The organism is Variovorax sp. 22077, assembly GCF_052044195.1.
GTDB lineage: Bacteria > Pseudomonadota > Gammaproteobacteria > Burkholderiales > Burkholderiaceae_C > Variovorax > Variovorax atrisoli.
Genome location: NZ_JBQEQC010000013.1, coordinates 1 through 23,888, shown reverse-complemented (window position 1 = coordinate 23,888; position 23,888 = coordinate 1). Strand labels below are relative to the sequence as shown.

26 protein-coding genes are annotated in these 23,888 nt (G+C 70.1%); 13 read left to right on the top strand and 13 right to left on the bottom strand.

Annotated features, from left to right (window positions below; genetic code table 11):
• Nucleotide 1 precedes the first annotated feature (1 nt).
• Nucleotides 2–508 (bottom strand): universal stress protein, encoded by a 507-nt coding sequence (locus ACTJLF_RS19350; protein ID WP_440883721.1) that lies wholly within the window; start codon nucleotides 506–508, stop codon nucleotides 2–4.
• 165 nt (nucleotides 509–673) lie between these two features.
• On the opposite strand from ACTJLF_RS19350, the gene ACTJLF_RS19345 reads away from it, so the two are divergent.
• Nucleotides 674–1,258 (top strand): hemerythrin domain-containing protein, encoded by a 585-nt coding sequence (locus ACTJLF_RS19345; RefSeq protein ID WP_440883720.1) that lies wholly within the window; start codon nucleotides 674–676, stop codon nucleotides 1,256–1,258.
• 47 nt (nucleotides 1,259–1,305) lie between these two features.
• On the opposite strand, the gene ACTJLF_RS19340 is transcribed toward ACTJLF_RS19345, so the two are convergent.
• Complete coding sequence (locus tag ACTJLF_RS19340; protein ID WP_440883719.1) at nucleotides 1,306–2,970, bottom strand: PHA/PHB synthase family protein; 1,665 nt, start codon at nucleotides 2,968–2,970, stop codon at nucleotides 1,306–1,308.
• A 166-nt stretch (nucleotides 2,971–3,136) separates the two neighbouring features.
• Here ACTJLF_RS19340 and ACTJLF_RS19335 point away from each other — a divergent pair, with 166 nt between their 5' ends.
• Entirely contained in the window at nucleotides 3,137–3,595 is a 459-nt protein-coding gene (locus ACTJLF_RS19335; protein WP_132752764.1) for a hypothetical protein, read from the top strand.
• Between the two features lie 22 nt (nucleotides 3,596–3,617).
• On the opposite strand, the gene ACTJLF_RS19330 is transcribed toward ACTJLF_RS19335, so the two are convergent.
• The 3 genes from ACTJLF_RS19330 to ACTJLF_RS19320 form a co-directional block, all read right to left on the bottom strand.
• Nucleotides 3,618–3,992, bottom strand: coding sequence for a TraR/DksA family transcriptional regulator (locus ACTJLF_RS19330; protein ID WP_019657333.1), 375 nt, complete (start codon nucleotides 3,990–3,992; stop codon nucleotides 3,618–3,620).
• Nucleotides 3,993–4,061: 69 nt separating this feature from the next.
• On the bottom strand, nucleotides 4,062–5,525 hold the full coding sequence (locus tag ACTJLF_RS19325; protein ID WP_440883718.1) for a trypsin-like peptidase domain-containing protein: 1,464 nt from the start codon (nucleotides 5,523–5,525) through the stop codon (nucleotides 4,062–4,064).
• Between the two features lie 24 nt (nucleotides 5,526–5,549).
• Nucleotides 5,550–6,176: a flavodoxin family protein gene (locus ACTJLF_RS19320; RefSeq protein WP_440883717.1), complete on the bottom strand. Its 627-nt coding sequence runs from the start codon at nucleotides 6,174–6,176 to the stop codon at nucleotides 5,550–5,552.
• Between the two features lie 37 nt (nucleotides 6,177–6,213).
• Between ACTJLF_RS19320 and ACTJLF_RS19315 the strand changes: the two genes are divergently transcribed.
• The 5 genes from ACTJLF_RS19315 to ACTJLF_RS19295 are packed head-to-tail and all read left to right on the top strand — an operon-like array spanning nucleotide 6,214 to nucleotide 9,139.
• Nucleotides 6,214–6,636, top strand: a complete 423-nt coding sequence (locus ACTJLF_RS19315) for a universal stress protein (RefSeq protein ID WP_019657330.1) — start codon at nucleotides 6,214–6,216, stop codon at nucleotides 6,634–6,636.
• Nucleotides 6,636–8,081 carry a trypsin-like peptidase domain-containing protein gene (locus ACTJLF_RS19310; protein ID WP_440883716.1) on the top strand — a complete coding sequence of 482 codons (1,446 nt, stop codon included), beginning with the start codon at nucleotides 6,636–6,638 and terminating at the stop codon, nucleotides 8,079–8,081. The genes ACTJLF_RS19315 and ACTJLF_RS19310 overlap by 1 nt, the downstream gene beginning before the upstream one ends.
• Before the next feature lie 10 nt (nucleotides 8,082–8,091).
• Nucleotides 8,092–8,640: an NUDIX domain-containing protein gene (locus ACTJLF_RS19305; RefSeq protein WP_440883715.1), complete on the top strand. Its 549-nt coding sequence runs from the start codon at nucleotides 8,092–8,094 to the stop codon at nucleotides 8,638–8,640.
• Between the two features lie 38 nt (nucleotides 8,641–8,678).
• Entirely contained in the window at nucleotides 8,679–8,837 is a 159-nt protein-coding gene (locus tag ACTJLF_RS19300) for a hypothetical protein (RefSeq protein ID WP_354413549.1), read from the top strand.
• Entirely contained in the window at nucleotides 8,834–9,139 is a 306-nt protein-coding gene (locus tag ACTJLF_RS19295) for a high-potential iron-sulfur protein (protein WP_440883714.1), read from the top strand. Before ACTJLF_RS19300 ends, ACTJLF_RS19295 begins: the two co-directional genes overlap by 4 nt.
• Before the next feature lie 26 nt (nucleotides 9,140–9,165).
• Here the strand turns inward: ACTJLF_RS19295 and ACTJLF_RS19290 are convergent, their stop codons facing one another.
• Genes ACTJLF_RS19290 through ACTJLF_RS19275 form a run of 4 tightly spaced genes read right to left on the bottom strand, consistent with a single transcriptional unit; the run spans nucleotide 9,166 to nucleotide 13,450 of the window.
• Nucleotides 9,166–10,773 (bottom strand): gamma-glutamyltransferase family protein, encoded by a 1,608-nt coding sequence (locus ACTJLF_RS19290; protein ID WP_440883713.1) that lies wholly within the window; start codon nucleotides 10,771–10,773, stop codon nucleotides 9,166–9,168.
• A 12-nt stretch (nucleotides 10,774–10,785) separates the two neighbouring features.
• On the bottom strand, nucleotides 10,786–11,451 hold the full coding sequence (locus ACTJLF_RS19285) for a TetR/AcrR family transcriptional regulator (protein ID WP_019657324.1): 666 nt from the start codon (nucleotides 11,449–11,451) through the stop codon (nucleotides 10,786–10,788).
• Nucleotides 11,448–12,653 (bottom strand): amidase, encoded by a 1,206-nt coding sequence (locus tag ACTJLF_RS19280; protein ID WP_440883712.1) that lies wholly within the window; start codon nucleotides 12,651–12,653, stop codon nucleotides 11,448–11,450. Before ACTJLF_RS19280 ends, ACTJLF_RS19285 begins: the two co-directional genes overlap by 4 nt.
• On the bottom strand, nucleotides 12,653–13,450 hold the full coding sequence (locus tag ACTJLF_RS19275; protein ID WP_440883711.1) for a cysteine hydrolase: 798 nt from the start codon (nucleotides 13,448–13,450) through the stop codon (nucleotides 12,653–12,655). The genes ACTJLF_RS19280 and ACTJLF_RS19275 overlap by 1 nt, the downstream gene beginning before the upstream one ends.
• A 177-nt stretch (nucleotides 13,451–13,627) precedes the next feature.
• On the opposite strand from ACTJLF_RS19275, the gene ACTJLF_RS19270 reads away from it, so the two are divergent.
• Genes ACTJLF_RS19270 through ACTJLF_RS19255 form a run of 4 tightly spaced genes read left to right on the top strand, consistent with a single transcriptional unit; the run spans nucleotide 13,628 to nucleotide 18,259 of the window.
• Nucleotides 13,628–14,611, top strand: a complete 984-nt coding sequence (locus ACTJLF_RS19270) for a BMP family protein (RefSeq protein ID WP_019657321.1) — start codon at nucleotides 13,628–13,630, stop codon at nucleotides 14,609–14,611.
• Nucleotides 14,611–16,257: an ABC transporter ATP-binding protein gene (locus ACTJLF_RS19265; protein WP_440883710.1), complete on the top strand. Its 1,647-nt coding sequence runs from the start codon at nucleotides 14,611–14,613 to the stop codon at nucleotides 16,255–16,257. Before ACTJLF_RS19270 ends, ACTJLF_RS19265 begins: the two co-directional genes overlap by 1 nt.
• Entirely contained in the window at nucleotides 16,254–17,336 is a 1,083-nt protein-coding gene (locus ACTJLF_RS19260; protein WP_440883709.1) for an ABC transporter permease, read from the top strand. The genes ACTJLF_RS19265 and ACTJLF_RS19260 overlap by 4 nt, the downstream gene beginning before the upstream one ends.
• Entirely contained in the window at nucleotides 17,333–18,259 is a 927-nt protein-coding gene (locus tag ACTJLF_RS19255; protein WP_186475809.1) for an ABC transporter permease, read from the top strand. The genes ACTJLF_RS19260 and ACTJLF_RS19255 overlap by 4 nt, the downstream gene beginning before the upstream one ends.
• Nucleotides 18,260–18,304: 45 nt before the next feature.
• On the opposite strand, the gene ACTJLF_RS19250 is transcribed toward ACTJLF_RS19255, so the two are convergent.
• Nucleotides 18,305–18,676, bottom strand: coding sequence for a hypothetical protein (locus tag ACTJLF_RS19250; protein ID WP_440883708.1), 372 nt, complete (start codon nucleotides 18,674–18,676; stop codon nucleotides 18,305–18,307).
• 206 nt (nucleotides 18,677–18,882) lie between these two features.
• Here ACTJLF_RS19250 and ACTJLF_RS19245 point away from each other — a divergent pair, with 206 nt between their 5' ends.
• Together ACTJLF_RS19245 and ACTJLF_RS19240 are read left to right on the top strand one after the other, a co-directional pair.
• Nucleotides 18,883–20,394 carry an FAD-dependent monooxygenase gene (locus ACTJLF_RS19245; RefSeq protein WP_440883707.1) on the top strand — a complete coding sequence of 504 codons (1,512 nt, stop codon included), beginning with the start codon at nucleotides 18,883–18,885 and terminating at the stop codon, nucleotides 20,392–20,394.
• A 98-nt stretch (nucleotides 20,395–20,492) separates the two neighbouring features.
• Nucleotides 20,493–21,146 carry a dihydrofolate reductase family protein gene (locus tag ACTJLF_RS19240; RefSeq protein ID WP_440883706.1) on the top strand — a complete coding sequence of 218 codons (654 nt, stop codon included), beginning with the start codon at nucleotides 20,493–20,495 and terminating at the stop codon, nucleotides 21,144–21,146.
• A 51-nt stretch (nucleotides 21,147–21,197) separates the two neighbouring features.
• Here the strand turns inward: ACTJLF_RS19240 and ACTJLF_RS19235 are convergent, their stop codons facing one another.
• The 3 genes from ACTJLF_RS19235 to ACTJLF_RS19225 all read right to left on the bottom strand — a co-directional run bounded on the left by ACTJLF_RS19235 (nucleotide 21,198) and on the right by ACTJLF_RS19225 (nucleotide 23,794).
• Nucleotides 21,198–22,490 (bottom strand): FAD-dependent oxidoreductase, encoded by a 1,293-nt coding sequence (locus tag ACTJLF_RS19235; RefSeq protein WP_440883705.1) that lies wholly within the window; start codon nucleotides 22,488–22,490, stop codon nucleotides 21,198–21,200.
• Nucleotides 22,491–22,494: 4 nt separating this feature from the next.
• On the bottom strand, nucleotides 22,495–23,121 hold the full coding sequence (locus tag ACTJLF_RS19230) for a PadR family transcriptional regulator (RefSeq protein ID WP_440883798.1): 627 nt from the start codon (nucleotides 23,119–23,121) through the stop codon (nucleotides 22,495–22,497).
• Between the two features lie 130 nt (nucleotides 23,122–23,251).
• Nucleotides 23,252–23,794 carry a hypothetical protein gene (locus tag ACTJLF_RS19225; RefSeq protein WP_440883704.1) on the bottom strand — a complete coding sequence of 181 codons (543 nt, stop codon included), beginning with the start codon at nucleotides 23,792–23,794 and terminating at the stop codon, nucleotides 23,252–23,254.
• Nucleotides 23,795–23,888 lie beyond the last annotated feature (94 nt).

Below are 23,888 nucleotides of genomic sequence, written 5' to 3'. Positions count from 1 at the left end.
TTCACTGGCTGGCCAGCTCTCCGCTGGGCAGCTTGAACCGTTCGTGCTCGGCCTTCGCACTCTCGGGCGCGCGCACCAGCAGCACCGGCACGGGCGACAGGCGCAGGATGTGTTCCGCGCTGCTGCCCATGACCCAGCGACCGAGCCCCCGGCGGCCGTGGGTGCCGATCACGATCAGGTCGGCCTTCCAGGATTGCGCCTGCGAGATGACCTGGTCGTGCACGCTGCGCTTGAAGCTGTCGAGCACCATCGCATCGACTTCGACACCTTCCTGGGAAGCCTGGTTCTGGCCCTCCTCGAGCAGCTTCCTTGCGTTGGCATGAAGCTCTTCCGACCAGTCGCCCGCATAGCCTGCGTAGGCATCCATGGTCAGCGCGAACGAGAGTTCGTCGATCACATGCACCAGGCGCAGGCGCCCGCCCGTGAGCTTGGCCAGCTGAATGGCTTCCGCCAGCCCGCGGCTGGAGGTGGAACTGCCGTCGATGGGAACAAGAATCCGCTGGTACATGGCACGACTCCGGCTTGTTGGTTGAGGTTGCTCCAGTATCCGGACGTACGTTCGACGCGGCTTGACGTCGATCAAGGGACGGACCCGCGGCAGGCCGGACTTGATATGGAACAAGCCCTTGCGCGGCGAAAGCGCGACCCTCGGGGCATGCACAGGAACACTCTCATGCCCCACGCCACCGTCCGCATCATCCGGCAGGAGCACGCGGCCCTCGCCGCCATGCTCCGATCCATCGTCATGCTGCTCGAGCAGCACCGCAGGAAGGGCACGCTGCCCGATTTCGCGACGCTCAGGGCCATGCTGTTCTACGTGGACGAGTTCCCGGAGAAGCGCCACCACCGCAAGGAGACCGAGCTGCTGTTTCCCAAGCTGCGCGCCAGGACGCCGATCTCGCGGGAACTGCTCGACAGGCTCGACAGCGACCATGCAAGGGGCGAACGGCGGATCCGCAACGTGGAGCACGCGCTGCTCGCCTTCGAGATGCTGGGCGAGCCGCGGCGCGAGAAGTTCGAGAAGACCGTCGGCGAATACGTCGACTTCTACCTCGATCACATGGCGCTGGAGGAGCGCGAGATCCTGCCCTTGGCCGAGCGGGTTCTGACCGAAGACGACTGGCGCGACCTGGACGAGGCTTTCGCGCAGAACCGCGACCCGATGACCGGCCACGTGCCCGACCTGGAATACAACGCGCTGTTCACCCGCATCGTCAACATCGTGCCCGCGCCCATCGGGCTGGGGCCGGCGCTGTAGGGCCGGCCGCCCTTTCCATCCATTTCTCCGGCCTTCTTCTCTGCTGCTCATCGCACCAGCACGTAGGTGCCGGGCGCATCGCACAGCGCAGCGAGCCCGCGGCGCGGCGCGCCCATCGTGGGCGGGCGGCGCCTGGGGCCCGAGCGTGCCGCGAGCCATTGCTGGAATGCGGGCCACCACGACCCATCGACTTCGCGCGAGCGGTCGAGGAACTCGTCGGGCGCGACGTACGCGCCATGCCTGGGCCGGTGCAGCATGCGAAAGCCGCGGTGCGCATGCCCGGGTTCGCTCACGATGCCCGCGTTGTGGCCGCCTTCGGTGAGCACGAAGCTCAGCTCGGCGTCGCACAGCAGGCTGAACTTGTAGACGGAGCGCCAGGGCGCGACGTGGTCCGTGCGGGTGCCGAGCAGGAAGACAGGCAGGTCGATGTCGCCAAGCGATACCGGCCGGCCGTCGACGAGGTAGTGGCCCTCGGCCAGCGCGTTGTCGAGGAAGAGGCTGCGCAGGTAGTCGGCGTGCATGCGGTAGGGCATGCGCGTGCCGTCCGTGTTCCATGCCATCAGGTCGTTCAGCGCCGGGCGTTCGCCGAGCAGCCAGGTGCGCACCCATGGCGCCCAGATCAGTTCGCCGGGGCGCAACGACTGGAAGGCCGCTGCCATCTGTGCAGCGCCGAGGAAACCCTGGTGCGCCATGATGTTCTCCAGGAAGGCGAGCTGGCTCTCGTCGATGAACAGGCCGATCTCCCCGGGCTCGGTGAAGTCGGTCTGCGCGGCCAGCAGCGAGAGCGAGGCGAGGCGGTCGTCCCGGTCGCGCGCCATTGCCGCCGCCGCGATGGCCATCAGCGTGCCGCCGAGGCAGTAGCCGAGCGCATGCACGCGGTGGCCGGGCATCACGGTCTCGATGGCGTCGAGACTGGCGCGGATGCCCAGCCGCAGGTAGTCGTCCATCCCGAAGCCTGCGTCCGAGGCATCGGGGTTCTTCCAGGAGACGGCGAATACCGTGTGGCCCTGCCCGACGAGGTAGCGGATCAGCGAATTGTGCGGCGAGAGATCCAGCACGTAGTACTTCATGATCCAGGCGCTGATGACCAGCACCGGCTCGGCATGCACTGTCGGCGTCGCGGGCGCGTACTGGATGAGTTCGACGAGCTCGTTGCGCATGATGACCTTGCCCGGCGTGAGCGCCACCTCGTGCCCCGGCCTGAACTTTTCCGCGCCGTCCGGCGGCATCCCGAGAGCGCCTCGCAACAGGTCCTGCGTGCCTTGCAGTGCGCCGGTGAACAGGTTCATGCCCGCGGTGGCTGCGGTCTTCTTCAGAACCTGCGGGTGGGTCGCGGGGAAGTTGGCCGGCGACACCATCTCGAGCCATTGCCGCACGGTGAAGGCCACCAGCTGGCCGTGGTGCCGGTCCACGCCGGGCACATCGCCAACCAATTCGAGCAGCCGCCGTCCGACAGCTTCGAAGGCCTCGCGGTAGGCGCAGAAGGGCCACGGCGCCCAGTCGTCCCCGGTCAGCCTCGGGTCGTGCGCCTGCGCTTGCGCGCAGGGCAGGGCCTGGTGCAGCGCCAGGCTGGCGCCACGCCCGGGCTGGGTTGCGAAATGGATGGCCCAGTCGGACCACGCCAGCATCAGCGCCGCCGGCGACACGCCGCCGCCTAGCCGGCCCCAGGCGGCGTGAAGCAGGCGGTCGAATTCATTGTGTGGGCGGGTCACTCCAGCTCCTTTGGGGAAACGCGCCCCGGGGATTGCGGGCGCCGCGCTGAAGTCTGCAGTGCCGCGCGCGGATCGCCTTGCGCAGCGTCAAGGTCGCGCCGACGGGGTGCTTCTACGCTTCCGACGTCTTGCCGTTTCAAGCCATCCCAACCCATCGGAGCGCAACATGCCGATCAAGATCGTCGATCTCTCCGCCCGGTCCAAGGTGATCCGGGACGAACCCTTCCACATGCACTTCTGGCAATGCTCGCCCGCCGAGTTCCGGACCTACCTCGGCCGGCCACGCGAGTTCCTGCACCGGCTCGGCATCGTGGTGCCAGGCGAGTGCCGGATCGAAACGACCATCGAGAACCACGACTGGCTCGAACACGAGGCGCCAGAGTTCGTGAGCGAGGGCGGCAACGACACGGTGATCTGCAACCTGGGCAGCGGCGCGGCCACGCGCTCGGTGTACCGGGTCGTGAGCTTTGCGCGCGACAAGGCATCGACCGGAAATGTCGAGAAGACCCTGCTGCACCCGACGGATCGCCAGCAGGTCAAGGAGTCGAAGGCCTCGTCCGAGCCCAAAGCCAAGGGCAGGAAGGCGAGGAAGGGAAAGGGGAAGAAGGCGGGCGAGGAGCGGTGAGGCAGCCTGCCCGGTCGCCGCTTCAGCGGCGCTGATGCGATTCGATGGCCGCCTGGCAGGCCGCGCAACGGATCGCCGTCGGCTGCGCGAACAGCCGGGCGCGCGGAATCTCGGCGCGGCAGTCCTCGCAGACGCCGTAGCGGCCGTCCGACAGGCGCGAGAGCGCGAGCTCGATCTCTTCCAGCCGGGTGCGGTCGATCTCGATCTCGGCCAGGTGCACGTCGGCCGCGCGCTCCGCTTCGGCGTCGTCGGCATGGGTCGTCACTTCGCGGCCGCCGTCGGCGGACAGCAGTTCGGCCGTGGGGGCCGAGGCGCGGAGTTCATCGAGAACCTGCCGCTTCATCGACTCGAGTTGCCGATGGAGGGTGCGGCGGTCGGTGGCATCGAGGTGTTTCATGGTCGGGGTCCTTGCGGTGAATGAATTGCGGATGGGATGCGCGCGACGTTTCCCGGCTGCGGCATGCGGTCATGAGCGACCCCGGCGCGAAGCGGGGAGGCGCACCGCCACGTAGGCGAGCCGGCGGTCGCGCATGACCAGCAGCGCGACCGTGTTCCCGCCCGGCACGTGGGCGAGCGCCTGCCCGAGGTCCTCGACGCGATAGAGCTTCGTCGTGTTCACGGCCACGACCACGTCGCCCGCCCGGATGCCTTCGCTGCGGGCGAGGCCGCCGGCCTCGCGCACCATCAGGCCGCTGTCGAGGTGGAGCTGCAGCCGCTGGGCGGGAGAAAGCTCGCCGAGGCTCAGGCCCAGGCCGTCGTTCCATTCGGAGGGAGCAGCGGTGAAGGAGGTGCCGGCCGTGGCGGGCTGCACCGCCAGCGTCGCGCGAAGCATCCGGGGGGCGCCCTGGCGCCATACCTGCAGCTGCATCCGGCTGCCGGGTGAGCGTTGCGTGATCTGCTGCGGGAGGTCGGCGAACCGCTCGACGGGTCGACCGTCGAGTGCGAGCACGGCGTCTCCCTGCGCGAGGCCGGCGGCCTGCGCCGGGCTGCCGGGTTCGACGCGGACCACCAGGGCGCCGGTCGGGGCCGGCAGGCCGAAGGACTGGGCCAGCGCGGGCGTCATTTCCTGGAACTCGGCACCCAGGTAGGCCCGGCGCACGCTGCCATGCGCCTGCAGCTCGCCGGCGATGCGCATCGACAGGTTGATCGGCACGGCGAAGGACAGCCCCATGTAGCCGCCGCTGCCGCTGTAGATCATCGAGTTGATGCCCACCACCTCCGCACGGCTGTTGAACAGCGGACTGCCCGAGCTGCCCGGATTGATCGCGACATCGGTCTGTATGAACGGGATCTCGCCGGCACCTGCCATGACGCGCCCGACGGCACTCACCACGCCGGCGGTCACGCTGCCGTGGAAGCCGAAGGGCGAACTGACCGCGGCCACCCAGTCGCCGGGCGCAAGCGACGAGGAATCGCCGATCACGGCCACGGGCAGGTCGGTCGCATCGATCTTCACCAGTGCGACGTCGGTGCGCCGGTCCACGCCGGCCACGCTCGCCGTGAACCGGCGGCCATCGTCCAGCTGGACCTGCACTTCGTCGATGTTCGTGACGACGTGCGCGCTGGTGAGGATCAGGCCGTCGCTGCGGATGATCAGGCCCGAAGCGAGGTCACGGACCTGGCTGATGCGTGCGCTCGCGGGCAGGGGCCATGCGAGGCGGTCGGCGAAATCGTGCTCGGGGGCGATCTCGAGCTCGATGTCTTCCGGATTCAGGTCGCGTCCGATGCGCAGGGTGCTGATGTCGACCACCGACCGGCTGCGGCTGGCGAGCAGCGACGAGAAATCGCTTGCGCCAGAGGTGGCCTCCGCGCGCGCCTTGGGCGGCGGCATCGACGCGGGCAGGTCCGCGGGTGCAGGGCCGGGCGCGGCGCATGCGCACAGCAGGCACGCGCCGGCAGCGAGTGCCCAGGCGAGGCGATTGGCGAACATGGTCAGGTCGATCCGGATCCTGCTTCAGCTCGACTGCGGCGACAGCGTGACGGGACGAACCACATCGTGCGAGGCTTCAGCATCGCGCACGGCAGTGCCGAAGGCCTGCAGCCTGGCGGCGCAGCTGCCGTCGTCCACTTCGCGCATCGTGACCGAGGAACTCAGGATCGGCGCGCGGTCGAGGATCCGGGCGATTTCGGCCGCCGCGTTCGGTGCTCCCTGCCCGCCCATGACCGAGAGCACGGCAACGTCCGGTAGCCGGCCGCGCTGGCGCGCGACGAACGCGCGCATCGGGCTGGCGAGCTGCAGCAACCAGATCGGTGAAACCAGCACCACGGCATCGAAGTCGGTGGGCGGCGGGCCGTCGTAGCGGATGGCGGGGCGCCGCCGCAGGAGGGAATCGATCACGCAGCGCAGGCTGCCGAGGCCGCCCGCGCGCGGCTGCACCTCGGTGATGCTCGCGAGCGGCCAGTTCTGCTGGCTGCAAAGGAGTTCCGCGACGCGCCGGGAGGTGCCGGTGTAGGAGTAGACGATCACCAGGACGTTGCTCATGTTGGCCTCTGCTGCATGGATGTCGAGCCAATGTAGGCAGTGCAGGCCCGCATCGCCTTGCGCTGCATCAAGGGCAGGCGAACCCTTCACGGCGAGCATTCGTGCATCGGGGATGCCCCCTGCTGAAGGAACCATCATGAAGATCCTGCTTGCCGTCGATGGCAGCGACTACACCGCCCGCATGCTGAGCTACCTGGCGTCGCACAAGGAGTGGGCGGGCGCTGGCCACGAATTCACCGTCTTCCACGTGGTGCTGCCCGTGCCGCATCGCGCCGCCGCGTTCGCGGGGCCGGAGATCGTGCACGGCTACTACGAGGACGATGCGCGGATGGTGCTCGAACCGGTGCGCGGCATGCTGACCAGGAACGGCATCGAGGCGCGCTTCGAACACCGCATCGGCCATCCCGCCGAGGAGATCGCCGCGTTCGCGCAGAAGGGGCAGTTCGATCTCGTGATGATGGGCTCGCGCGGCCATGGCGCCCTGACGAACCTGGTGCTGGGTTCGGTGGCCACCAAGGTGCTGGCTGCGTGCACGGTGCCGGTGCTGCTGGTGCGTTGATGAAAGCCGTCGCCCTGGCGCGGGGCTCGTTCGCGCTGGCCGTCGGCGCATTCGCATTCACGCTCGCGTTTGCCGTGGAGGCAGGGGCGCAGTCGACTTCCTGCCTGGAACGGGGGCCGTCGGTGTCGCAGGCCGCCGACTTCGCGGCCGCGGCTGCGCGGCAATCGCCCGCGGTGGTGAGCATCCTGGTCATGGAAGCCGGCGGCGAACGGCCGGTCGCCGGCGAAGGCCGCTCGCCCATGCCGTGGGACCGGGGATGGAGCCGCGGCTTCGCCTCTGGCTTCATCATCGGCAGCGACGGATACATCCTGACCAGCGCGCACGCGGTGGCCGGCGCCCGGTCGATTTCCGTCGTCACCGCCGACCAGCGCCGCTTCGATGCCGAGGTGGCCGGAGCCGACCGCCTCAGCGATGTCGCACTGCTCAAGGTGTCGGCGCGCGGCCTGCCGGTCGTCGCACTGGGGCGCGGCAGCGTGCTGTGCCCCGGCGAGTGGGTCGCGGCGATGGGAGCGCCCTTCGGGTTCGAGCGCAGCGTGACCGCGGGCGTGGTGAGCGCCAATCCGCGCTACATGCCCGGAGGAAGCGGCGTGCCGCTGATCCAGACCGACGTGGCGCTCAACCCCGGCAACTCGGGCGGGCCGCTGTTCGACGAGCGGGGCGAGGTGGTGGGCATGAACTCGATGATCTACTCGCCGGGCGGCGGGTATTTCGGCGTGTCGTTCAGCCTGCCGATCGACACGGCGATGCGCGTCGCCGACGAACTCCGCGCGACGGGACACGTGAGGCGGGGGCACATCGGCGTGCGCACCCAACCCCTGACGGCCGACCTGGCGCCGGCCTTCGGCCTAGCCGCCGCGCAGGGGGCGCTGGTGGTGCGCGTGGACGCGGACAGCCCGGCCGCGGAGGCGGGGCTGCGCAGCGGCGATGTGGTGCTGGCCGTCGACGCCGATGCCCCGATGGGCTATGCCGACATCCAGAACCGCGTGGCCGCCGCCCGCAAGGGCAGCCGCGTCGCGCTGAAGATCTGGCGCCACAGGGCGCCGTTGACGGTGCAAGTGGGCGTGCTCGAGAACCCGCCCGACGACCCGCCGCGGCCGGCCGGGCGCACCCTCGCGCAGGAAACGCGCTTCGGGCTGGAACTCGCCGAGCGCAAGGGCGTGCTGGGCATCAGCCTGCCATCGCCCGGGCTCTATGTGCAGTCGGTCTCGGGCTCGGCGCAGCTCGCGGGGCTGCGATACGGCGACATGCTGATCGCGGTCAACGACGTGGAAGTGGCCAGCCTGGCCGACTTCGATGCGGCGATCCGCTCCGTCGCCGAGAGCGACACGGTCGCGCTGCTCGTCGTGCGCGGCTCGGCCCGAAGCTATGTGGCGATCCTGCCGCGAAGCGTTGCGCGTGCGCCGGTGGCCAGGCGCGCAGGCGAAGCCGCCGTGCCGACCCCCTGAGGCGCTCGTGATGCGAGTGCAACCATCGATCAGCTGCGGTGTCCTCGTCTTCGATGCGGCGGCCCGGTTGCTGCTCTGCCACGCGAGCGGCAGCCGCTACTGGGACATTCCCAAGGGCATGAGGGAAGGGGAGGAGCCCGGCGCGCGCGCGGCCGCGCGGGAGGCCGCCGAGGAATGCGGCCTGCAGCTCGCGCCGCGGCAGCTGAGGGAGCTAGGACGCTTTCGCTACCGCAGCACCAAGGATCTCTGGCTCTTCGCGGTGCTGGTGCATCACTTCGAGGCGAAGACCTGCGTGTGCTCCAGCTTCTACACCGACCGTTCAGGACGGCGGCGCCCCGAGATGGACGCATTCCGCTGGGCCGCCATCGAGCAGCTGCCGCTGCTTTGCGCGCCCAGCCTCGTCGCGGTGCTGACCGGCGCGATCTCGCTGGCCGGCATCCACGGGCAGCTGCTGTACGAGGTGGGGCCGGTCGACGCATCGCCCGCGCCCGCCGGCCCGCGCGCGATTCGCGCGGTTGATCCTGCGCAAGGCCGCATGCAGCAGGCCGCTCAAGAATGAGCGCAGGCCAGTCCAAACATCCAACGCGAGGTCGCCCCATGAACAACATCACATCGAACCCAATCCTGCAGGTCGTCGGGTTCTGCATCGCCACGCTGCTGGCCACGGGCGTTCTCGTGCTGGCGGGGCTGAATGAGCGCAGCGCCGCGCCGGACGGCCTTGCACCCGTTCCACACACGATGAAAGCTCCACGATGACATCCAGCCGCCGCATCTTCATCCTGACTCTGACCGCGACAGGCGCTGCCGCCTGCGCCTCCGGTGCGTTCGCGCAGGCCCAGCTCGACGAGAAGGACCCGCAGGCCGTGGCGCTCGGCTATGTCGCGGATTCGGCCAGGGCCGACGCGAAGAAATTCCCGAAGCACGACAACGCCCAGCTGTGCAACGGCTGCGCGCTGTGGCAATCGAAGCCGACCGACCCGCAGGGCAACTGCGCGCTCTTCCCCGGCAAGCAGGTCAACGCCAAGGGGTGGTGCAGCGCCTGGGCGAAGAAGGCCTGAGGGCCGGGCTGCCGGCAGCCCGGCATTCAGAGACCCCGTGCGACCCCATCACCGCGAGGGTCGTGCGCGCCTGCCAGGCTGCCGTCGGCTTCGAAGCGGATCACGCCGGGCAGCCCTGCCAGCGGGCTGTGCGCGGCGATGGGCGCGATCTCGTGGCCGCGCGCGGCCAGCGCTGCCATGACCTGCGCTCCCACGTCCTCCTCCAGCTTCAGGCTGTCGCGGCTGTCGGAGAAGGTCCGCCCGAGCAGGAACCGGGGCCGTGCCAGCGCCTGCGCGGGGTCCAGGCCAAAGTCGATCAGCCGCGTGAGCAGCGCCACCAGCGTCTGCGGCTGTCCGTCCGCCCCCTGCGTGCCCAGCAACAGCTCGGGCCGCCCGTCGCGCATGAAGGCGACGGGGTTCAGCGTGTGGAAGGGCCGCTTGCCGCCGCGCAGCTCGTTGGGATGGCTCGCATCGTGGTGGAAGGCCGCGCCGCGGTTGTGCCACAGCACGCCGGTGTCGCCGGCCACGACGCCGCTGCCCCAGTCGTAGTAGATGCTCTGCAGCACGCCCGCCCCGCGGCCGGAGGCATCCGCGGCCGCGAAGAACACGGTGTCGCCCTGTCGGAACCGCTGGGGCCAGGGCATCGCCCGTGCGTCGGCCTGCGCCCGCGCCGCCTGCTGGCGAATGTAGGCGGCGTCGAGCAGCCGCTGCACGGGCACCTCGGCGAAATCGGGGTCGGCGAGGAAGCGGTCGCGGTCGACGAAGGCCAGCTTGATCGCCTCGACCATCCGGTGGAAGTGCTCGGCACTGCCTTCGGCGATGCCGGAGAAATCCTGCTCGCCAAGGATGCCCATGGCTTCCAGCGTGGCGAAGCCCTGCGTCGGCGGCGGCAGGCTCAGCAGCGTGCCGCCGCGGTAGGGCACCGCCAGCGGCGTCACTTCCCGGGCGCGGGTGCTTCGCATGTCGTCCAGCGTGAGCGGCGAACCCGCGGCCTGCAGGCCGGCCGCGAGACGGTGCGCGACTTCGCCTTCGTAGAACTCGCGCGGGCCCTGGGACGCGAGCCGCGACAGCGTGCGTGCAAGCCCGGGCTGTTGCTGCTGCGAAAGGCCGGCGGGGAACGCCGCGTCAAAGCCGTGCCAGTGCTGCGCCTCCGCGGCCCGCATCTCGTGCCAGAAGCGCTGCGAGGCCGACACCGCGAAGCCCTCCTGCGCATGCTCGATCGCGCGAGACAGCAGCGAGGCCCAGCGCTGACGGCCCCGCCAGTCGCGCGCCGAGATGTCGAAGGCCCGGGCCCAGCTGTCCACCGCCGCGGCCGTGGTCAATGCCGACGCGCCGCCGCGCAGCGGGACCGGCCCCGCCAGCGGTGGAAGTGCTGCGGCGGCCTGCCCGATGCCGGAGATGCCGCGCACCGGCGCACCGGGCTGCGCGATGAGCCAGAAGCCGTCGCCTCCGAGCCCGGTGAAGTGCGGGCACACGACGCACAGCACCGCCGCCATGGCGATGGCGGCCTCGATGGCGTTGCCGCCGTCGGCCAGCACCTCCAGGCCCGCCGCACTGGCCAGCGGATGGGGGCTCGTCACCATGCCTCGCCGGGAGGTGGCCGAAGCAGGGGCGGCGGGCTGGTGTGCGGGCTCAGCGGACATGGAAGCAGTCATGCGGAAGTTCGTTCATGGCGCCTGCGTCAGGAAGGCCGCCACCATCTGGCGGGTCATCTTCTGGTGCGCCTTCTGCCAGGCCGCGGCCTGCAGGTCCTTGTTGAAGATGCGCGACAGCGTGAACGCATGGGCGCGGCCGTAGTACGACAGGCTCACCATCGCCACGTACAAGTGCAGCGCATCGATGCCGCTGCGCACGACGCCGGCCGCCACCCCGCGCACCAGCAGGCGGCGGATCAGCGCGATCACCGGCGACGACATCTCCGGGATCCGGTTCGAGCGCGCCAGATGCCGCGCCTCGTTGAGGTTCTCGAAGGCCAGCAGCTTGCGCAGCCGCGGGTGCGTCGCGAAGTGGTGGTCCACGAAATCGGCGATGTGCAGCAGGCCGGTCAGCGGCTCCTCGGCCTCAGGGTCCAGCCGGAGTTCTTCGTGCCGCAGGTCGGCCATCACCGCTTCGAGCACGGCGACGTACAGGTCGTCCTTGCTCCCGAAGTAGTGGTACAGCATGCGGATGTTCGTGCCGGCGAGCCGTGCGATGCGTTCGGTGCGCGCGCCGCTGTAGCCCTCGTTCGAGAACTCGTCGATCGCGGCTTCCAGGAGCTTCGCGCGCGTGAGTGCGGCGTCGCGCCGCGCGATCGTCTCCTGGGCCGGCGCCTGCCGTGGGGAAAGTTTGCTCATGGTGTGGATGGGAATGCAGGCGCTAGTGTCGCGGCAAGTTCGAGCAGCCGTTCGTCATTGCCCCTGGCCGAGATGAAGGATGCGCAAGGCGGCAGGCCCTCGGCAGCCGGCAGCGGAAACACCACCTGCGGCAGGCCCGCATGGCCGGCCACCGCGCCGAGTGCCAGTGCGCGCTCGTAGAAGGCGCCGCGCTGAGCCGCATCGGCCCGGCGCGACAGCGCAAGGCAGGGTGCGGCGGGAATCAGCCATGCCTCGTCGGGGCCCATCCTCTGCGCCAGCCGCGCGGCGGCCTGCGCGCGCCAGTCGCTCCAGCGCGTTCCCTGCGCGGCATCGAGCGCCAGGGCCGCCTCGAAGCGCGGCGCGATGGCGGCGCCGAAACGCGGCCGCCGTCGGCGGATCCACGGGCCGACGTGGGCCTGGATCTCCAGGCCCTGGAGCACGGCATAGGCTTCGAACCAGTCGCGCCAGTCGCCGCCGCCATAGGCGCTGCGCTCGCTGTCGATGCGCATCAGGCGGGCCCACGCGGCCAGCGGCTCGCGCACCGCGGGCTCCGCCAGCGCCAGTGCGTCCGTGGCGACGCACAGGCGCAGGGGCGGCGCGGACCGGTCGCCGCCGATGCGGGCTTCGGTGCCGAGCAGCGCCTGCCCGGCGCGGCGCAGCAGGTCGGCATCTCGCGCGAACCATCCCACCGTGTCGTAGCTCGGTGCGAAGGGCAGGACCCCGTCGAGCGGGATCCGGCCGTGCGTGGGCCGCATCGCGGCGACCCCGCAGAACGCCGCCGGCACGCGCACCGAGCCGCCCGTGTCGGTGCCCAGCGCCAGGTCGACCTCCGCCCATGCGACCGCGGCGGCGCTGCCGCTGGACGACCCCCCGGGCAGCCGATCGGGGTCGCGCGGATGGCGCGGCGTGCCGTAGTGGGCGTTCTCGCCCTCCAGGCTGAAGGCGAGTTCGTCGCTGATCGTCTTGCCGACGACCCGCGCGCCTGCGCCACGCAGCGCGGCCACGCAGGGCGCGTCGTGCACGGCCGGCGCGTGGCCGGCGGCCCAGTCCGGGTTACCGCCGCCGGTGACTGCGCCTGCGATGTCGATCAGGTCCTTCACGCCCAGGCGCACCCCATTCAGCGCGCCATTGCCGGTGGCGGGCCGCTCGCAGCGGGGGCCGGGCATCCAGCCGCCCGATCCGTGCGCTGTCGCCGCGTGCATCAGGCGGGCAGCGCCGCGAGCACGGCGGCCGAGTCGGTCACGAAGCCGAAGCACTTCTTGACGTTCCAGATCGTCGCCTCGGTGCAGAAGTCCGGCGAGCTCGTGGCGCAGCAGTCGCTCAGCATCACGCAGCCGTAGCCCAGGAAGTTGGCGTCGGTGAGCGTGTGCAGCACGCACTGGTCGGTGTTGCAGCCCGCGAAGAGGATGCTGCGCACCCCGAGGTTGCGCAGGATGCTGTCCAGCGGCGTGTCCCAGAAGCCGCTGATGCGGTGCTTGTCGACCAGGAAGTCGCCCTCGTGCGGTGCGAGCTCGTCCACGATGGCCGCGGCCCACGAGTCCTTCTGCAGCACGTGGCCCTTGCCGCCGGGCAGCGGGTCGCCCAGGCCGACGCCCGTGCCGCTGTTCTTGTACAGATGGATCTGGTTGGGCGGCATGTTGGCCAGGTCCGGCCGGTTGCCCCAGTTGACCCAGACGACCGGCACGCCGGCACGGCGCAGCCCGGGCAGCAGCTTCTGCAGCGGCGCGATCGGCGTGCGGTCCGCCGCGTAGTTGCCGCCGATGTGGTCGACCCATCCACCTTCGGTGCAGAAGTCGTTCTGCAGGTCGATGATGACGATGGCCGTGCGGCGCAGGTCGAGCACCACGTTCTGCGGCTGCGCCTGCACCCGGGCGCGCAGCGGCGCGGGCGGCTCCACGGCCATGTCGACCTCGCGCTCGCTGGCGACCCAGTAGTACTGCTGGCCCAGGCCCAGGGCGCCGTCGGGCCGGGCATCGGGAAGATAGGGGTGGCGTTTCATCAAAGGCTCCGGTGGTGTGCGGGCGAAGGGCGCATCGCCGCAGGCTGGTGCATTCGTTGCGGTCGCCGCACCGATATGCGGCAAAAGGTCGGCGAATTCACTGGCACTGTTATTGCGATGCGTTGTCGGTAAGTAATTGATTAGTTACTTAACCCTCCAACTAGCGAAAGGCATGCCATGCAGATTCCGTCCCTCTCCCGCCGCGCCGCCGTCCTCGCAGGCGTCAGCGCCTTCACCACCCTCGTGCTGAGCCTGCCGGCCTCGGCCGCCGATCCGATCGCGGTCGGCATCCTCATTCCCGGTTCCAAGTCGGACAAGGGATGGATGGAGTCCGGCTACGACGGCCTCGTGGCCGCACAGAAGGAGTACGGCGCCAGGATCAAGGTGCAGATGATCGAGAACATCAACTACGCCGACATGGAGCAGGCGCTGACCAACCTGGCCAGCAAGAACGCGCTCGTGATCGGCGTCGGCGGCCAGACCCAGGCCGCCGTGCTCAAGGTGGCCAAGCGCTTCCCCAAGACGCACTTCTCGATCGTCGGCGGCAACAAGGCCGAAGAGACGGCCAACGTGGCCGGCTACGACGTCAAGCAGGCCGAGATCGCCTTCGTCGCGGGCGCCGCCGCCGCGATGCTCTCGAAGAACGGGGCCGTGAGCTACGTGGGCGGCATGGAGATCCCGTCCATCGTCAACGCCGGCAAGGAGTTCGGCAACGGCGCCAGGTACATCAAGCCCGGCATCAAGTACTTCGAGAACTACACCGGCGACTTCGACAACGTGGCCAAGGCCAAGGAAGCCACGCTGGCGGCCATCGCGCAGGGCGCCGACGTGCACTATCACATCCTGAACCTCGGCCTGCGCGGCATGGAGCAGGCGGCCAAGGAGAAGGGCACGAAGATCATCGGCAGCTACACCAACCGCTGCGGCACCGATCCGCTGTATCCCGCCTACAGCATCACCGGCGTCGGCTACCAGGTGCAGTACGCCATCAAGGAGGCCGTCGGCGGTACTTGGAAGGCCGGCTACAAGCCCTTCGGACTGGCCATGGGGCCGAACGCGTCGGACATGGTCATCTGCGGGGCGACCGACGAACAGAAGGCCAAGCTCGAGCAGATCAAGAAGGACATCCTGTCCGGCAAGATCAAGGTGCTGGAGGGCTGATGCGCGAGCGCCACGCCATCGGCCTCGGTGACGGCCTCCATGACGGCATCAGCGACGGCGGCCCGGGGCTCGCTGCAGCCCCGCCCGCCGCGCCGCTGCTGAAGCTGGAGGGGCTGTCCAAGCGCTTCGGCGCGCTGCAGGCGCTGCAGGACGTCTCGCTGGCGCTCCATCCCGGCGAGGTCCACTGCCTGCTGGGCGAGAACGGCGCCGGCAAGTCCACGCTGTGCAATCTCGTCTTCGGCGTGCACGCCGCGGACGCGGGCGAGATGACGCTGGCCGGCGAGGCGTTTCGCCCGCGCTCGCCGGCGGATGCCCTTTCGCACGGGATCGCGATGGTCCACCAGCACTTCAGCCTCGTGCCCGACATGACGGTGCTCGACAACCTGCTGCTCGGCCAGGTGCGCGGCGTGCTTGACCGCAAGGCCGGCGCGGCGCGCATCGCCGCGATGCGGGAGCGCTACGGGCTCGCGCTCGATCCGCATGCGAAGGTGCAGGACCTGTCGGTGGGCGAGCGCCAGCGCGTGGAAATCGTGAAGTGCCTGGTGCGCGAGCCGCGCCTGCTGGTGCTCGACGAACCCACCGCGGTGCTGCTGCCGCAGGAGATCGAGGCATTGCTCTCGGTGTGCACGCGCGTGGCGCAGCAGGGCTGCGGCGTGGTGCTGGTCACCCACAAGCTGGCGGAGATCCAGCGCGTAGCGCGGCGTGCGACCGTGCTGCGCGGCGGCCGCGTGGTGGCGCGCTCGGACGCGCCCGCACAGGACATCGACGCGCTGGTGCGCGCGATGATCCAGCGCGACCTGCAGGCGCCTGCCGCCGCGCCGGTACGGGCGTCTCGTGCGTCCCGGCCGGCACCGGGCAGCCCGACGCGCGAGGCAGCGCTGCTGGCCGACGGCCTCACCGTGCGCGACGCCGATGGCGTGGTGCGCCTGGACAACTTCACCCTGCTGGTGGAGCCGGGCGAGATCGTGGCCATCGCCGGCGTCGAGGGCAATGGCCAGAGCGAACTGGGCGCGGTGCTTTCGGGAATGCTGCGTCCCACCGAGGGGCGCTATTTCGTCTGCGGCGAGGGGATGACGCGCGCCACGCCGCGCCAGCTCAGCGCCGCGGGCTGCGGCGTGGTGCCCGAAGACCGGCACGCGCTGGCCTGCGTGACAGGCATGAACGTCGCAGAGAACATCATGCTCGACCGCCTGGACCGGTTCCGTCGCTTCGGCCTCCTCGACCGCGCGGCCATGCGCCGCGAGGCGCTCGACCTCATGCAGCGCTACGACGTGCGCGCCGCCAGCCCCGACGTGCCGTTCGGAGGCCTTTCGGGCGGCAACCAGCAGAAGGTGGTGCTCGCGCGCGAGCTCACGCTCGAGGGCCTGCGCTTCCTGCTGGCGGCGCAGCCCACGCGCGGCCTGGATGTCGGCGCGGTCGAGGCCGTCTACGGCCACATCCGGGCCGCCGCGGACCGCGGGGTCGGCGTATTGCTCATCTCGTCGGAGCTCGACGAACTGCTGAGCGTCGCCGACCGCGTGCTGGTGCTCTACCGGGGCCGGGTGATGGGCGCATGCCCCACGGCGGGCGCGGACCGCGCGCGCATCGGTGCCTGGATGGCCGGGCACCGTGACAAGGAAGATGTTGCAGAGGAGGTCGCCCCATGAGCGGTCCTGTACTTGCCTGGTCGCGGCTCAGGCCGACCCCCGCCCTGCAGGTCTCGGCAGCCGCCGTGCTGCTGGCCTTCGGCGTCGGTGCCTTGCTGATCGCCGCGCTCGGCGTGCCCGTGGGCGATGCCGTCGCCGCGTTCGCGGACGGCGCCTGGGGCTCGTCCTATGCGCTGGCTGCCTCGATCAACCGTGCGCTGGTGCTCATGCTGGTCGGCCTGGGTTTCATCCTGGCCGAGCGCGCGAACCTCACGAACGTGGGCGGAGAAGGGCAGATTGCCGTCGGCGGCATCACGGCCACGGCACTCGCGCTGTGGTCACCCGTGGCGCAGCTGCCGTGGGGGCTGGCCTTCATCGTTCCGATGCTCGGCGCCTGCGCGGCGGGCGCGCTCTGGGGCGGCATCGCCGGCGTCCTGCGCGTCAAGATAGGCACCAACGAGGTCATCGCGACCTTGTTGCTGTCATTCATCGCCATCTGGATGGTGTACGGCAGCGTGCAGTCCGAGCACCTGCTGCGCCGGCCGATGACGAGCAGCGCGACGCTGCCCGAGTCGCTGGAGATCCCGGTGGCGACCCAGCTGCCGCTGCTCACCGGCGATGCGGGTACGCCGCTGCACGTCGGCCTGCTGATCGGTGTGGTGCTGGCGGTGGCAGTGGCGCTGCTGCTCAACCGCACGGTGACGGGACTGCAGCTGCGCGCGACCGGCCTGAACCCGCGTGCGGCCCGCCGCGCCGGCATGCCCATCGACCGCCTCGCCATCGGCGCGCTCTGCGCAGCCGGCGCCTTCGGCGGACTCGCCGGCGCCTTCATGCTGCAGGGCGAGCAGTACACGCTCAAGGCCGGCTTCTCGTCGGGCTACGGCTTCGACGGCCTGGTGGTGGGCCTGCTCGCACGCGGCAGCGCGACCGGCGTGGTCGCGGGCTCGCTGCTCTTCGGCTTCCTGCGTTCGGGCGGGATCAACATGGAAATGGTGGCGCAGGTGCCCACCGCCCTGGTCGTGGTGATCCAGGGTCTCATCATCGTGACGCTCGCCGGGGCAGCCATCGGCATCCAGCGCATGGAGGCGCGACGCAAATGATCGATCCCGAACTGGCCGCCGTCTTCGTCGGCTCGAGCATCCGGCTCGCCGCGCCGCTGCTGCTCGCCGCTACCGGCGAGCTCGTGAGCGAACGGGCCGGCGTGCTCAACATGAGCGTGGAGGGCCTCATGCTGGCCGGCGCCTTCGCAGGCGCCACGGCCTCGTGGGCCACCGGCTCGCCGTTGCTCGGCCTGCTCTGCGGCGTGCTGTGCGTGCTGCCCATCGCGTGGCTGCAGGCCTTCCTGAGCATCACGCTGCGCGCCAACCAGATCGTCACCGGCATCGGCATCAACATCCTGGTGCTCGGCGCGACAACCCTGGGTTACCGGGCGATCTTCGGCAGCCGCTCGCGCGCCGAGATCCCGGGCCTGGACAAGTGGGCACCGCCCGGGCTGTCGGAGATCCCGCACCTGGGCGAGCAGGTCTTCCGGCAGGCATGGCTGCTCTATGCCGCCATCGTGCTGATCGTGCTCGTGGGCTGGGTGATGCGCGCCACGGCGCTCGGCCTGGCGATCCATGCCGCGGGCACGTCGCCGCAGGCGGCGAGCCATTCGGGGTTGAAGGTGAGCCGCATCCGCTACGGCGCCGTGCTGTTCACCGGCTTCATGTCCGCGCTGGCGGGCTGCTTCCTGTCGATCGGTGACATCCACACCTTCACGGAAGGCATGACCGGCGGCGCCGGCTACCTGGCGATCGCGGCGGTGATCTTCGGCAACTGGCGCCTCGGCCGGACCGTCATGGCCTGCTGCCTCTTCGGAGCCGCAACTGCGCTGCAGTTCCAGCTTCCAGCGATGGGCATCGAGGTGCCCAGCGCCCTGCTGATCGCCTTGCCCTACGTGCTCGCGCTGCTGGCGGTGGGCGGGCTGGTCGGTCGACAGGTCGCGCCCGCGGCGCTCACGAAGCCGTTGCCCGCGCAGGGCTGAAGCGCAGGTGCCGAGGAGGCGGCCCTGCGCGCGAGGCGGCAGGCCTCAGTCGCGATCCTCGTAGTAGCGGCGGTACTGCTCGCGCTCCCACTGGCGGCGGCGCCATTCGCGACGCTCGGCACGGCGCTCTTCCCAGCGCTCGGCGCGACGTTCCTCCCAGCGCGCGGCCGGGTCGTAGTAGACGGGCGGCGGAGCGGAGTAGACCGGCCGCGGAGCCTGGTAGTAGGTCGGCGCCGGATGGGTGTAGACGGGCGCCGGCTCGTAGTAGACCGGCGCCGGCTCGCTCACGACCACGCCGGGGACGTTGATGCCGACGGACCAGCTGGTGCCGGCGTTGGCCGATGCGGCGACGGTCAGGGCGCCGGCGGCAACCAGGCCTGCAGCGGCGAGCTTGAAGACGGTTCGCGAGAGAATCATTTTTTCAACTCCAGAGGGCGGGAATCGCCCTGATGCGCTTCCAACGGACGGCGACCCGATACCGCGCACATCGCGACGGTGAAGAACGTTCCCAAATGTCACTGGGCCACGGCCTGCTGCGGCGTCCGCGATCCTTCGCGGATGTCCGGGCAACCATTGCCGTTCACTTCCCATTCACTTGTGAGCAAATGAAAAAGGATTCACGGATGAAAGAACATGCAGTCGTGATCGCGGGCGCGGGGCCGACGGGCCTGATGCTCGCCGGCGAACTGGCCCTGGCAGGCGTCGACGTCGCCATCGTCGAGCGCCGCCCGGACCAGGCGCTTGCAGGCTCGCGCGCCGGCGGCCTGAGTTCGCGCACGCTCGAGGTCCTGGACCAGCGCGGCATCGTCGAGCGGTTCCTCGCGCAGGGGCAGAAGGCCCAGGTCACGGGCTTCGCCGTCACCCGACTGGACATCAGCGACTTCCCGACCCGGCACGACTATGGGCTGGCGCTCAGACAGAAGCACATCGAGCGCATCCTCGCCGCGTGGATCGACGAGCTCGCGGTGCCGATCTATCGGGGGCGCGACCTGGCGGGCTTCGTGCAGGACGACGCGGGCATCACTATCGAGCTTTCCGGGGGCGAAGCGTTGCGTGCCGCGTATCTCGTCGGCTGCGACGGCGGCCGCAGCCTCGTGCGCAAGACGGCCGGCATCGCGTTTCCGGGATGGGAGGCGACGACCAGCAGCATCCTCGCCGAGGCGGAGATGACCGAGGAGCCGCCGCTGGGCGTGCATCGCACGGCTCGCGGCATCCATGCCTTCAGCAGGGAGCAGTACGAGATCCGCGACGGCAAGATCGTCTATGCGCAGGAGGGGCCGATCGGCGTGATGGTGACTGAAGAAACCGCCAATGCCACGGCCGAGCCCACGCTCGACGACCTCCGCTCGGCGCTCGTCGAGCTGTGCGGTACCGACTTCGGGATCCACGACCTGAAGTGGATCTCCCGGTTCACCGACATGTCGCGCCAGGCCGAGAGCTACCGCAGGGGCCGCGTCCTGCTGGCCGGCGATGCCGCGCACGTGCACTCGCCGGTGGGCGGTCAGGGCCTCAACACGGGCGTGCAGGACGCGGTGAACCTCGGGTGGAAGCTCGCCCAGGTGGTCAAGGGCGTTTCGCCCGACAGCCTGCTCGACACCTATCACCGCGAGCGGCACCCGGTCGCGGCACGCGTGCTGCGCACGACGATGGCGCAGGTCGCCCTTCAGCGCACCGACGATCGCACCGAGGCGCTGCGCGAAGTCGTGCTGGAGCTGCTCGGCATGGAGGAGCCGCGCAAGCGCATCGCCGCCGAGATGTCCGGACTGGGCATCCGCTACGACCTGCCAGGGACGCACCCCCTGGTCGGCCGCCGCATGCCCGACCTCGACCTGGTCACCCCCGAAGGCCCCGTGCGCGTGTTTGCGCTGCTGCACGACGCGCGGCCCGTGCTGCTGGACCTGGCGACGCCGGGGCGTCTCGATGTCGCGCCGTGGTCGGGCCGCGTCAGGCTGGTTCACGGCAGGTACGACGGCCCCTGGGAGTTGCCCGCGATCGGCGCTGTCGGCGCGCCCGCGGCGGTGCTGATCAGGCCCGACGGGCACGTGGCATGGGTGGGCGGGGGAACATCGGATGGCCTCCACGAGGCGATGTCGACCTGGTTCGGCCCTCCCGGCCCGCAGGCCGGGCGCGCGTGATGCGCTGCGGCGCAGCCCGCAGGTGCAGCCCGCAAGTGCAGCCCGGTCGCCCCAGCGTCCGCGTAGACTGCCGCTTTCCTTCCACAGGAGACGCATGCATGACCCGATTGCTCGTACGCAGTTTCGGCGTTTCGCTTGACGGCTATGCCGCCGGTCCGCAGCAGAGCTTGGAGAACCCGCTGGGCATCCGCGGGCCGGAGCTCATGGACTGGTTCTTTCCCACGCGCGTCTGGCAGCAGATGCAGAAGACGGGCGAGGCCGGCGAGACCGGCATCGACAACCAGATCGCCGAACAGGGCTTCGCCGAGATGGGCGCCTGGATTCTCGGGCGCAACATGTTCGGGCCGGTGCGCGGCCCCTGGCCCGACGAGAGTTGGAAAGGCTGGTGGGGCGACGAGCCGCCCTACCACGTGCCGGTCTTCGTGCTCACGCACCATGCCCGCGCGCCGCTGACCATGAAGGGCGGCACCACCTTCCACTTCGTCACCGGCGGCATCCACGAGGCGCTGGCGCAGGCGCGCGCCGCCGCGGGCGAGCGCGACGTGCGCGTGGGCGGCGGCGTGGCGACCGTGCGCGAGTACCTCAAGGCCGGCCTGATCGACGAGCTGCACCTTGCCGTGCGGCCGGTGCTGCTGGGCAAGGGCGAGGCGCTGTTCGAGGGGCTCGATCTGCCGGCGCTGGACTACCGCTGCGACAGGCAGGTCGCAGGCGAGCGTGCCACGCATGTGTTCCTGCGCCGCGACGGCCGCTGAGCCGCAGGATCTGTCTGCGCCCCGACGTGGGGCCGCCTTGGGCGAGCCCGTTCAGTTCTCGCCCCTGACGCGCATCATCTGTGCGAGGACCCGGCGTTTCAGCAAGGGCACCGCGTCGACCGTGCGCATGGCAGCGCGCATCGCGGCGAGCTGCAGGGCGCCCGTCCAGGGCTTGTGGATCAGGTCGCGTGAATCCATCCGCTTTCTCGACGCCCGGACGGCCTCGCTGCTGTAGCGAAGCATCTCGGCCTCATAGGCGCGAATCGAATCGAGAAGCGGCCGGCGGCCCTGGTGCGTCTCGGCCAGCAGGCGGCCGAGCAGGGCGGCGTCGCGCAGCGCGGTGTTGGCGCCGGCGCCGCGCCCCGGTGTCATGGTGTGAACGGCATCGCCTATCAGCGTGACGTTCGAGCTCCGCCAGGGCAACAGCGTGCCGGAGGTTCGCACGTTGACGTGGAGCAGGGTCGAAGGCTCGCTCCTGCGGATGAGTTCGCGCAGGTGCGGGTGCCAGTGGCGAGTCAGCGCCAGTCCCATTTCCTGCAGCGCGGGGCCGTCGAGGCCGGCGGGATCGCGCGGAACGTTCTGCCGCGCCCCCCACAGTGCCCAGCCTATGCTGTCCTCGTCCAGTGCATCGACGAAGTGGGGCCAGCGCGCGGCGAACTTCACGTCGTCGCGATCGAAGCGCAGCGAGTGGACGATGCCTCCGAAGCCCCGAGGCGCCATCACCAGCGACATGCCTTCGCGCATCCCGCGGGACAGCAGCGCTTCGTTCTCGGGCGTCATCGGCAGCTTGCCGCCGAACGACACGATGCCGGTGTCTTCGAGACGGGCCTCGGGCAGGCGCTGCCTGCGCACGGCGGAGTTCGTGCCGTCCGCACCGACAAGGACATCGGCGGTGGCGACGCTGCCATCCTCGAAGTGGGCGGTGACCGTTGCGTCGGCGTTGTGCGTGTAGTGCGACAGCGCCTTGCCGAAGAAGACCTGGTCCTCGAGGCCGCTCAGGAGCACCCGGCGCAGCGTCTTTCGGATCACGCTCTTTTCGCCGTCGAGGCCATTCGCGCCCATGCCTTCGATGTCGAAGCTCAGCAGTTCGCGCAGTTGCTCGGTGAGCATGTTGATGTGGGCCGGCGGCCGGGCGCAGGTCGCGGCGAAGAGCTCGTAGAGTTCGCCGGGAAGGCAGGCCCGCAGCGCGCGGCTGCCGCCAGGGCTGATGCCGACGCGGTAGCCGCCCGTGTCCGCGTTCGGCACGGGGTCGCGCTCCCATACGGATACGCGGATGCCCGACTGCCTGAGCGAATGGGCCAAGGCCAGCCCGCCCGTGCCGGCGCCGACGATCAGCACGTGCATGGCGTCAGTCCTTCTCGGGCTGCAGGTCGACGGCGAATTGCGCGTCGATCATGCGGAGCCAGGCGTCGTCCCAGGTGATGCGCTTCGCGCGGAGGTCCTCGACCACGGCCCGGGTCCACGACAGCTCGGTGGCCAGGAGCGCGCGCGCGTATTCCGATTCCAGCAGGAAGAGGCGCGGGACGGCCGAGGCCTCCTGCAGGCCCCTGTCGATCCGCTGGATCTCCGCCTCGATGGCCTTCACCCTGAGCGCGAGTTGTTGCATCGCATCCTCGGGCGCCAGCAGCGGAAGGAAGGACACGGCGGCGGGGAACTCGGGGTACTCCCGCGTCGGCGTCGAGAGCATCTGGCGCATCCATTCCAGCGCGATCGTCCGTCCGCCGTCGGTGATCTCGTAGACGGTTCTCTCGGGCCGGCCTTCGTCGCGCAGCGTCATCTGCGCACGGATCAGCTCTTCGCGCTCCAGCCGCTGGATCGTCTGGTAGAGGCTGGTTCGCTGGGTGACGTTGATCACCTCGTCCTTGCCGCGCGCCTTGATCAGCCGCTGCATCCCGTAGGGGTGCAGCGGCCGTTGCATCAGCATGCCGAGGATCGCGAGGGCCAGGGTGGAGCGTTTCACGGATTTCATAGTAATAATATTACTATTCAATTCGTGACTATGGCAAGGTCGGGCGCAGCGTCTACGTGCCGCCCAACCCGCTGCAAGGCAGCGCCTCCCGGGTCTTGCGAGATCTACGAGGCCCTGGCCGGCAGCGGTCGCGTGCTCATTCCAGTTCTATGTCGTTGACTCGTGCCGCCTCCACCACGCGCCCCTCACCCGTGGCGAGCGGCCGGACCCGGCCTTCTGCCTGCACCCTGTCGCCGACTTTCAGGTTCAGCTGCGCGAAGCCCTGGGGCCGCGTGTGGACGAAGTCGCCGCTGTGGAGCACGACGCCATTCGCTTCGCCGTGGCGCGCGTAGTGGATGCGCGCCACGTGCCCGTCGACGCTGTCGTCGGGCTGCGCTTCGGGCAGCGGCTTGCCGTCGATCGCGGCGAGCCGCTCGAAGCGGTACACCGTGTGTGCGGCCTCGCCCTTGGGAGACGGCGGCGATTCGATGCCTTCGACGACCAGTGCCTGGCCGGCGCGGATGTCCGCGAGCTGCGAAGGCAGGCCTTCGCCGTGGCGCTCGAAGACGAACTGCGTGGGGATGCCGTCGGTCTCGATGAGCATTCCCTCGATGCCGCCCTTGGGACTGTAGAGGTAGTGCGCGAAGCGGCCTTCGACAGACCAGACGTCGACGGTTTCGTGGGAGTTGTGATGAGGCATGGTTTCTTCCTTTGTTGATGTGAGAGTCAGGACGAAAGATCACCCCAGCCGCAGCAGCAGCGCCGATGCTGCGCAGACGACCAGGAACGGAATG

What these genes read in the sequence shown, in the direction of transcription:
- ACTJLF_RS19255 (WP_186475809.1), top strand. Translation starts at nt 17,333, where the DNA reads ATGATCGATCCCGAACTGGCCGCCGTCTTCGTCGGCTCGAGCATCCGG.
- ACTJLF_RS19325 (WP_440883718.1), bottom strand. Translation starts at nt 5,525, where the DNA reads ATGTTCGCCAATCGCCTCGCCTGGGCACTCGCTGCCGGCGCGTGCCTG.
- ACTJLF_RS19305 (WP_440883715.1), top strand. Translation starts at nt 8,092, where the DNA reads ATGCGAGTGCAACCATCGATCAGCTGCGGTGTCCTCGTCTTCGATGCG.
- ACTJLF_RS19235 (WP_440883705.1), bottom strand. Translation starts at nt 22,490, where the DNA reads ATGCACGTGCTGATCGTCGGCGCCGGCACGGGCGGGCTGGCCTTGGCC.
- ACTJLF_RS19350 (WP_440883721.1), bottom strand. Translation starts at nt 508, where the DNA reads ATGTACCAGCGGATTCTTGTTCCCATCGACGGCAGTTCCACCTCCAGC.
- ACTJLF_RS19345 (WP_440883720.1), top strand. Translation starts at nt 674, where the DNA reads ATGCCCCACGCCACCGTCCGCATCATCCGGCAGGAGCACGCGGCCCTC.
- ACTJLF_RS19275 (WP_440883711.1), bottom strand. Translation starts at nt 13,450, where the DNA reads ATGAAACGCCACCCCTATCTTCCCGATGCCCGGCCCGACGGCGCCCTG.
- ACTJLF_RS19270 (WP_019657321.1), top strand. Translation starts at nt 13,628, where the DNA reads ATGCAGATTCCGTCCCTCTCCCGCCGCGCCGCCGTCCTCGCAGGCGTC.
- ACTJLF_RS19285 (WP_019657324.1), bottom strand. Translation starts at nt 11,451, where the DNA reads ATGAGCAAACTTTCCCCACGGCAGGCGCCGGCCCAGGAGACGATCGCG.
- ACTJLF_RS19250 (WP_440883708.1), bottom strand. Translation starts at nt 18,676, where the DNA reads ATGATTCTCTCGCGAACCGTCTTCAAGCTCGCCGCTGCAGGCCTGGTT.
- ACTJLF_RS19315 (WP_019657330.1), top strand. Translation starts at nt 6,214, where the DNA reads ATGAAGATCCTGCTTGCCGTCGATGGCAGCGACTACACCGCCCGCATG.
- ACTJLF_RS19330 (WP_019657333.1), bottom strand. Translation starts at nt 3,992, where the DNA reads ATGAAACACCTCGATGCCACCGACCGCCGCACCCTCCATCGGCAACTC.
- ACTJLF_RS19280 (WP_440883712.1), bottom strand. Translation starts at nt 12,653, where the DNA reads ATGCACGCGGCGACAGCGCACGGATCGGGCGGCTGGATGCCCGGCCCC.
- ACTJLF_RS19310 (WP_440883716.1), top strand. Translation starts at nt 6,636, where the DNA reads ATGAAAGCCGTCGCCCTGGCGCGGGGCTCGTTCGCGCTGGCCGTCGGC.
- ACTJLF_RS19300 (WP_354413549.1), top strand. Translation starts at nt 8,679, where the DNA reads ATGAACAACATCACATCGAACCCAATCCTGCAGGTCGTCGGGTTCTGC.
- ACTJLF_RS19295 (WP_440883714.1), top strand. Translation starts at nt 8,834, where the DNA reads ATGACATCCAGCCGCCGCATCTTCATCCTGACTCTGACCGCGACAGGC.
- ACTJLF_RS19245 (WP_440883707.1), top strand. Translation starts at nt 18,883, where the DNA reads ATGAAAGAACATGCAGTCGTGATCGCGGGCGCGGGGCCGACGGGCCTG.
- ACTJLF_RS19335 (WP_132752764.1), top strand. Translation starts at nt 3,137, where the DNA reads ATGCCGATCAAGATCGTCGATCTCTCCGCCCGGTCCAAGGTGATCCGG.
- ACTJLF_RS19265 (WP_440883710.1), top strand. Translation starts at nt 14,611, where the DNA reads ATGCGCGAGCGCCACGCCATCGGCCTCGGTGACGGCCTCCATGACGGC.
- ACTJLF_RS19240 (WP_440883706.1), top strand. Translation starts at nt 20,493, where the DNA reads ATGACCCGATTGCTCGTACGCAGTTTCGGCGTTTCGCTTGACGGCTAT.
- ACTJLF_RS19225 (WP_440883704.1), bottom strand. Translation starts at nt 23,794, where the DNA reads ATGCCTCATCACAACTCCCACGAAACCGTCGACGTCTGGTCTGTCGAA.
- ACTJLF_RS19290 (WP_440883713.1), bottom strand. Translation starts at nt 10,773, where the DNA reads ATGACTGCTTCCATGTCCGCTGAGCCCGCACACCAGCCCGCCGCCCCT.
- ACTJLF_RS19260 (WP_440883709.1), top strand. Translation starts at nt 16,254, where the DNA reads ATGAGCGGTCCTGTACTTGCCTGGTCGCGGCTCAGGCCGACCCCCGCC.
- ACTJLF_RS19320 (WP_440883717.1), bottom strand. Translation starts at nt 6,176, where the DNA reads ATGCTCGCCGTGAAGGGTTCGCCTGCCCTTGATGCAGCGCAAGGCGAT.